The 7,860-nt window shown below is 38.4% G+C and carries 7 protein-coding genes; all 7 read right to left on the bottom strand.

What is annotated here, in order from left to right:
• The coding region (gene sabA, locus BZK24_RS07915; RefSeq protein WP_198763853.1) for a Hop family adhesin SabA/HopD at positions 1–1,344 on the bottom strand (1,344 nt) is incomplete at its 3' end.
• A gap of 268 nt (positions 1,345–1,612) precedes the next feature.
• Positions 1,613–2,530, bottom strand: coding sequence for an outer membrane beta-barrel protein (locus BZK24_RS07910; protein ID WP_077657099.1), 918 nt, complete (start codon positions 2,528–2,530; stop codon positions 1,613–1,615).
• Positions 2,500–3,486, bottom strand: coding sequence for a tRNA dihydrouridine synthase (locus BZK24_RS07905; protein ID WP_077657098.1), 987 nt, complete (start codon positions 3,484–3,486; stop codon positions 2,500–2,502). Before BZK24_RS07905 ends, BZK24_RS07910 begins: the two co-directional genes overlap by 31 nt.
• Positions 3,487–3,578: 92 nt before the next feature.
• Positions 3,579–4,595, bottom strand: coding sequence for a tRNA lysidine(34) synthetase TilS (tilS, locus tag BZK24_RS07900; protein WP_077657097.1), 1,017 nt, complete (start codon positions 4,593–4,595; stop codon positions 3,579–3,581).
• Between the two features lie 35 nt (positions 4,596–4,630).
• The gene (locus BZK24_RS07895; protein ID WP_077657096.1) at positions 4,631–5,698 is read right to left on the bottom strand and encodes an HP0729 family protein; all 1,068 of its coding nucleotides are present in this window, start codon (positions 5,696–5,698) and stop codon (positions 4,631–4,633) included.
• Positions 5,699–5,706: 8 nt separating this feature from the next.
• Positions 5,707–6,012, bottom strand: a complete 306-nt coding sequence (locus BZK24_RS07890; protein WP_077657095.1) for a hypothetical protein — start codon at positions 6,010–6,012, stop codon at positions 5,707–5,709.
• 115 nt (positions 6,013–6,127) lie between these two features.
• The gene (locus BZK24_RS07885; protein WP_077657094.1) at positions 6,128–7,837 is read right to left on the bottom strand and encodes a LeoA/HP0731 family dynamin-like GTPase; all 1,710 of its coding nucleotides are present in this window, start codon (positions 7,835–7,837) and stop codon (positions 6,128–6,130) included.
• Between the last annotated feature and the right edge of the window lie 23 nt (positions 7,838–7,860).

Here is a 7,860-nt window from a genome sequence, read left to right as displayed (position 1 = left end):
GGGGTTATTGCTCATCGCTGCTAAAGCTTGGTTAAGATTGGATTGCTGCTCTGGGTTGATTTGGTAGTTGTATTGGCCTGCTGCTGGGGCGTTTTGATCGTAAGGTAGCGTAACAATGTCTTTTGTATTGACTTGGTTATAGGGAAGTTTAGAAATCTCTTGGCTTAGATTATTGGCGTTGCTATAGGCGGTTACAATGTTTGCTTGATTGGATTTTAAATTATAAACATCTCTAGCCACGCTTAAAGCCGAATCCACCCGGTTACCATAATAACTCACATTGTTTTTAATCGTCTGAATTTCTTGGTTTAAATTCACCTCTTGTCTGTAAGGGTTAGTAGGAGTTTGACCCGCATTGGGTATTTTCAAATAAGCTTTCTCTAGATACTTATACTGCTCTGCAGGGATAGAACTAAAGAGGTTGAAAATATCTTGAGCGTAAGAGATGACTTGCTTTTGGTTTTGAGCGAGATTGTAGATGTCTTTAGCGAATTGGGGGTTTGTTTGAGATCCTGTAGCTCGAGCTTGCAAGTTAGTAGATAGGGTGTGGTTGCTCTGAGTTAGTTTGAGCGCTTCTTGCAAGTAAGGTAGCATCGCCTTGATGTTGTTAAACACCGCATAGTCGGTTACAGGACCAGTGGATGTGATAGCACCAGCACCATCGGCTCTGTTTGAAACACCTGCGATGACTATATTTTTCCACACCATAGCCGTCCTAGTGTTTGCGATCAAGTCCATGAGCTGTTGCGCGGTTTCAAGAGCGCTGCTTACGGTTGAGCTTGGTGGGTTTTGGCCTTCTGTTGTGGCGCATCCGGATAAAGCGCAAAGATTGTTGCCTTTAGTGGTAGCGTTTTGTTGGGCTGCTTGGAGATCTTCAGCGAGTTTTTTCATTTTATCGTAAATGGTTTGATCCATAACGCAGTTTTCAATTCCTGAGCAGTTTTTGATAATCGTTTCAAAAGGAGGGTTACCCTGAACGTTAGCGGGTTGTTTAGTACTGCTATTACCCACAAAGAAAGTGAGATAGTTCCCCGCATAAAGACTCCAAAAACCCAATACCGAAGTGATAACGGCTTGCACGGCGTTGAAGATGGGCGATTGGGTGGTGCTGTTGTAGTTGTTGTTGGTAAAGCTTTTTAAATAGTTTAAAGAGCTATTGACCAGCTCAATGTTGTTGGCGTTTTGAATGCTTTGCTTCAACGAAGCCACTTGATTTAAATACTGGTTTAATTGCTCGTATTTTTCGTTCAAGTTTTTCAATTCACCGGTGTTTTTGACCATTTGCACCGCTTCGCCGATTTGATAGCCCGCGCTCACAAAAAAGCCATTGTCTTCAGCACGCAAAAGCGATGAAGCGAGAGAGAGAGAGAGAGAGTAAAATTGTCTTTTTCATAAAATGTTCCTTAAAGTAATGTTTTTGTTGTAAGAATATCATGGAGTGATAATATATTTACAATGAACCTAATTTTACTATAAATTTATTGGATTTCAAAAAAAAAAAAAAAAAGATTTTGGAGTATTTTAACCTATTTATCTTTGAGATGTTGATTTTTGTAACGATAAAATGATTTTTTGAATCTTATCATCAGTATTTAATGAGAACGAAGCCACACTAAAACAAGAACGCATAGCTAACAAAAACTTCTTTATTCCTAAAAACGCTGAAGTTTTGTCGGATCGTTTGTTGCTGCCACACATTGCTAGCGCCGAAGTTTTTCCAACTTTGCGCGCTCAAGCTATAATAAGGGATTTTAAGCCCCACATTGAAGCGGTTGTGTTTGCCTATATACAAAGAGCCTCCAAAATTCACAAAAAACCCCCCACCTGCGGCAAAAAATTTATCGTCTTGTTGCGTGTTTTGATTTTGATATTGAGGACTCCACAAGATTGCGTATTCCACCCCACCCCCACCAAACACGCCTATTTTAAAAAATAGCATTTTTTCCGTTTTTAAAGCGAGTTTTAAAAGGGTGTCTATAGGGAGATTGACAAACACATTCACATTCAAACCAAACGCCATGAAATGCCCGTTATCAAAAAGGAAATCTTGGGGACTTGGGGTTTTTTGTAAAACTAAAGGGCCTTGAGCGTTTGAAGCAATATCGTAGGTTTTAATTGCGCTTGGGTCATAATTCGCTTGGGATAAAAGGGTGTTACCCCCCACTTTTTGGCCTAATTGAGCCTTAGCGTATTCTATGTCCCCCCACACCCTCAAGCCTAAAATATGGTATTTATCAAAAGCTATTTCATCGCCTATTTGCCCGGTATAAGACAAATTTTTACCCCCCTGATAATGGGCTTCTAATTTCTCGCCATAGCACACGCTGCTAGGGCAAGTGGGGTTGTCTTTATAGGCTTGTTGCCACATGCTTGTGCGCGTGCTAGCCCCTGTGCCTAGCCTAAAACCCAAATAAATGTGGTTTTTGGTTTTAAAAAAAGGCGTTTTTTCAGTCGTATTGCCCCACAAAACCCCCAAACTCGCTAAAAAAATGAGCGCTTTCAAACGCTTTTTTGATTCAATTCTACCCATAATGGCACTTCACTTTGCAACGTTTCTTGATTAAAAAATTCCTCTATGCTCTCTCGCATGCTCTTTACCTTCGTAAGGGTATTGACGCAGTTGCGAAACGCGCTCGCTTGCATTTCGCCCTTAGCGTAAGCATGCAAGTTTTTCCTAAACATCACTACCCCCCTATCCCCATAAAACTCCACCATTTTATCAAAATGTTCTAAAACCAGATCTTTTTTCACGACTGCGGGCAATTTTGTGGTGTTGTTTCTGATTTGCCAAAATATCCATGGGGCTCTTAAGGCCGCTCGCCCTATCATTAGCCCATCCGCTTGCGTGATTTGCAAGACTTCAAAGGCCTTTTTCACGCTGTCAATTTCGCCATTGGCTATCACAGGCTTTTTTAAAATCCCTTTCATTAAGGCGATGCTTTCATAATCTATTTTGTCTTTTTGGTATTTGTCGCTTCGTGTCCTCCCATGCACCACCACATAATCCACCGGCGCGTCGTTTAAGGCATGAGCGATTTCTTTAGGGATTTTCTTTTCAAAGCCTAAACGCACTTTCACGCTTGTGATTTTTTTATTAGTGTTTTCTCTGATGATTTTTAAAAGCTTCACCAAGTGGTTTAAATCCTTTAACAATCCGCTCCCGTTACCATGATTAGCCACTTTAGGGGCAGGACAACCGCAATTAAAATCAATCCCACTCACATGCTCTAAAGCGTTGATTTTCTCCACCGCTTCTTTGACTACGCTTTCTTTAGAGCCTGAAATTTGTGCCATGAAATGATCTTCTAAAGGGGATTTTTCCAACATTTTAGAAGTTTTATCAAACGCATACACCAACGAATGCGAACTCACCATTTCGCTTGTGGTAACATCCACGCCAAATTTTTTCACCACGCTCCTAAAAGGCAAGTCCGTATAGCCTGCTAGAGGGGCTAGAAAAAGCCATTTTTTATTTTTAAAGTCCATTCGCTCTCATATTAAAGTTTTTGCTGTATTTTGACACAATCAAGGTTAAAAAGCGCTTTAAAAAATTATCGCTTGATTAAAATGAAGCTCTTTTATAGATCCATTAAACTCTGTTTAAAACGGGTTAAAAAATCATGCGTTGGTTGTTTTAAAAACTCTGCGTATAAAACAGGCCGTAAGCGTTTGGGGATATTCAACCTCCTAGCCCTGTCTTTAAAATCCTTTGGCATGCTTAAAGTTTTTGGGGGTTTAAGAGCGATAAACACACACTCTTTATCGCTTTCAATGATGAATTTTTGAGCGATTTCTAAGCTAAAAAAATGGCGCTTGATTTCTTCTTTTTGAGAAAAGCTCAACACATACCCCTTTTGCTTTAAGATTTTATCCACCATAAACAGCGCATTTTGCGAATACTTAAAAAAAGTGATCCCATGCATTTGTGAAACAATCATCAAAGGATAAAGCCGCTCTTTTTCTTGATCCAAAAATTTAAAACTTTGGATAATGCCCTTAGAATAATCTTGCATCAAGGCGTTAGCGTAATGTTTCCTGAAAAAATTGCGTTTGAATTTTAAAGAAGAATTAGAATCGTCTTCAAAAAATTCCCGATCTTTAGCGAGCGTTTTAAGGGTGTCTTTAGGGGTGTAGAGTAAGGGGCGAACGATCGCATAAAATCCTCTTTTTTCATAAGCCTGAAAGCTTAAAAGCGTGTTTAATCCAGCGCCTTTACTTAATTGCATCAAAAACCATTCCAACCTGTCATTCAAGTGGTGCGCTAAAATCAAATGCTTGTAAGAATGCTCTTTAATTAGGGTTTCAAAAAAATCATAACGGATCTTTCTCGCTTGCATTTCAAAATTGCGCGCGATTTTTGGGGCGTAATGGATGTAGCATTTTTTATGGTGTGTTTGGGCGAGTTTTTGAGCGTGTTGGATGATTTCAAGGCGTTGTTTTTGCGTGTTATAATCCACTAAAGCGATGTCAAAAGCGATGTTTTCTCCAACTAAAAGAAAAAACAAGCAAGTGGAATCCAACCCACCCGAAAAACCCAATAAATTTTTCCCCTCCCTTAAAGGCTCTAAATAATTTTTAAAATCTCGCGCTATCAAATCGGTGCTAAACGCATGCTGAATGGGTTGCGCTTTTATGAAGTTTCCTTGTGGGTTAAAACGCCTTTGAGTAAGCTTGCGCCTTCTATGCCTAAAATTTCATTCCTGAGTTTTTCCACTTCATTCAAACTTGGAGCTTTTGCGTGGACGGCTTCGTTGCGGATGTTTTGAATGAGGCTTAGGCTTTTTGAAAAAGGATAATTGATGAATCTTTTTAAGTTTTCTTCTAAATGGTCTTGGATTTTTTCGTGTTTGAGTAGGAGTTTAATGCTCCCAAGATTGGGCTTTTTAGCGAAAAAATCTTTAAGCGTAAAAGATTTTCCTTGGACTTTATAAGCTAAATCATAAAGGCTGGGATCGTTTTCGCAAGCCTTTAGAAGAACTTGTTTAGCAAAAGTATAAATTTCGTATTCTAAGGTTTTGGTGTATTTGACGATGATGCTGGTAAAATCATTCAAAAGATCGTTTTCGCTTTGTAAAAGCTCTAATTCGGCATGAATGATGTTGTTGATGCTGTCAGGGTGTAAGAGGTAAAAAAGCCTTTTGCCAAAAACAAAACGCATGAAATTTTCTTGCATGGTTAAATATTCTTTGCTTTTATACACGCTCAGATAATGCTTTTCACCGCCTAAAAAATAAGAACGCTCTTCTTTTAACTTAACCGGCAAAGGATAGACGTAATTATTCCCATAAATGGCGTAAGTGTGGTTGTTTGGCGCGATGAAATTGGCTAAAAATCGATCCCTTAAAAGGCTAAAATCTTCCCTGACTAATTCCCTTAAATCGCTGATAATAAAAAAGTCTTCCACTTCCAAATTTTTTTCTTTATAATAGCTAGGGATCAAACTCTCATCAATCTCTTTAGAAACCTTTATCACCTTAGCGGCAAATAAATTAGCGTAATCGGTCAAAAAAAGCTGCAAAAAATTTTCTTCATTAGTGGCTTTGTAAATTTCTTCTAAGGAGTCGTGCTTTTCTTGATCGTTGAGCTTTGATCGGATTTTACCAAAGCCCACTTGGGATTTTTCCTGTAAAACGCTTAAATGTTGTTGGATCACATCTTGTTGATAGTAAGGGTTATAAAGGATTAAAAGGTGGTTCATGCCTTGTCTTATTTTAGGATTTCTTTGAGGTTTTGCTTGATCTCGTCAGGATTTTGTTCGTATTCTTGAATGAGATCTTTTAAAATTTCAAACAATTCGTTAAAATCTTGCGGGTGCTCTTTCTTAAACTTCACTATCAAATCCAAAGCTTCACAAGCGTTATCCAACGGGTCTTTATCGTCGTTGAAAGCGTCTTTTATACCCAAAACCATCTTGGCAATGCGAGTGGTTTGCACAGGGCTTGAAATGCGTTTGAATAAAGAGCTTTTAAACGCGTTTAAAAGCTTAAGAGTTGGGCAAATTTTAGAAAACATCGCCTTTCCTTATTAAAACATTTAAAATGCCGCTTGTTGGATTAGCCCGTTTCAAGCTCAGCCAAAAAGCCTTTTTGATGCGTTTTTGAAATTTTAGCACAAATTCAGTTCATTCCTATTCAGGCTCAACATCTATGAAATCTTCGCCCTTGATGAAATCTTCGCCAGCTTGAATCCATTTTTCCAGTCCTTGAGTGCACTCTTGCGTTTTTTTAACATTTTCTTCGCATGCTTGAATGCATTTTTCCAGGTCAAACACGCTCGGGAAACATGCTTGTTTGAATCTGGTTTCATCATTAATGAGATCCAAGATTTCTTGTTTTTGATTGTCAAAATTAGATTTCATTTCTTCTTTAGCTTTTTCAAGTTTTTCTATTTTTTGGCTTTCTTTCCAAGAATCCCACACTTCAATAGCAAGACCGATAAGCGGTAAACCTTTGTTTATGCTGCCTGCCAAGTTTACAGCGCCCCAAGGTTTGAATTTAAAAGCCAAATCTATGCCCACAAATTTTCCCGTAGCCACTAGCGCGTCTCTAGCCAGTTTGATGTTAGTTGCATTGATAAAACCGCTTTGTTTTAAAAAATTGATTCCAATTTTTCCAAACGCTCCGGCATGCTTTTCAAAAAAACTCATATCGGCATTAAAACCGGTTTCAATTTTAGCGATTTCATTTACAATCCCTTGCGTTTGTTTTTCAAATTCATTTTGGACTTTTGTGTCTATATTGATACCTTTATCACCTATTTCTCTAATAACAAAATCATTAAAGGTTTCTAGGCTGGTTCCAGAAACTTGACGGCTGAGATCGCTGAAATACCTTATTATAAATTCTCTTAAATGAATGCGGGCTTGAGAAATTTCTTTATTTAAATCTTGAATGTCCTTTCGCCTTTTTTCAAGCGTTTTATTCAAATATTCCATTTCTCTATTAATATCTTGCAACGCTTGTTTTGCGGGTGGCATTTGCCTATAGATAACATCTTGAATGACGCTTTTTTTGGCTTCTTCTATGATGGTTAATTTCCCGCCATTTTCTTTAATCTTTTTTTGCGTCGCGTCTTGCAAGGCTTTGATGTGTGAGAGTTTTTGAAACTCTTCTTGATGCTTTAGCCAGTGTTCCACCCCCAAATCAAAAGGGTTTGCCGCAACAGCAACAATAATCAAACCCTCTTTTTCTTTTTCGCTTAAAGAAATGAGATCATTCAGTCGGTTTTGGATGTTTTCTTTTTTGATCTTAAATCTTTTGTTGTAATCTTCTTCATCTTCAATATCCGCTTCTTCATCAAAACGGCTGATGACAAATATCGTCCTGGATAAAAGATTGAGCGTCCTAAACAACCAATTCAAATCGTCCTTATGGCTTTCTTTGATAGGGTTTGACGGGTTGAGCGCGTATAAAATGAGGTGGGCTTCGCTGACATATTTTTTCGTAATATCTTTATAGTGCTCTATTGTGCCGCTATCGTGTTCTTTCACTTTAAACCCAAATAGTCCCGGGGTGTCAACCAGTTCCATTTCATTGTCTATATCATAGATTTTAACTTCATCGCTGGATTCTTTGTGGTCTATCTTCATGCTCTTGTCTAGCCGATCGATCCAAGCTGCCGCTATGGATGTTTTCCCGCAAGAAAAACCTCCCACTAAAGCCACTTTCAGTTTTTGACCAGAAACATCTTTCATCGCATTACGGATCTTGTCTTTGAGAGACTCTTCAACCTTGATGCCGTATTCTTCCCCAGTATGGACAAAATCAAGCAATTTTTTAAGAATTTCTTGATTCCTCTTTTGATTTCTTTTAAATTGTTCTAGCGTTTCATTCTTCATTGCATGCTGTTCCTTAAAACATA

Source organism: Helicobacter pylori, from assembly GCF_001998165.1.
Lineage (GTDB): Bacteria > Campylobacterota > Campylobacteria > Campylobacterales > Helicobacteraceae > Helicobacter > Helicobacter pylori_DL.
This window is presented reverse-complemented; position numbering and strand designations above follow the sequence as displayed.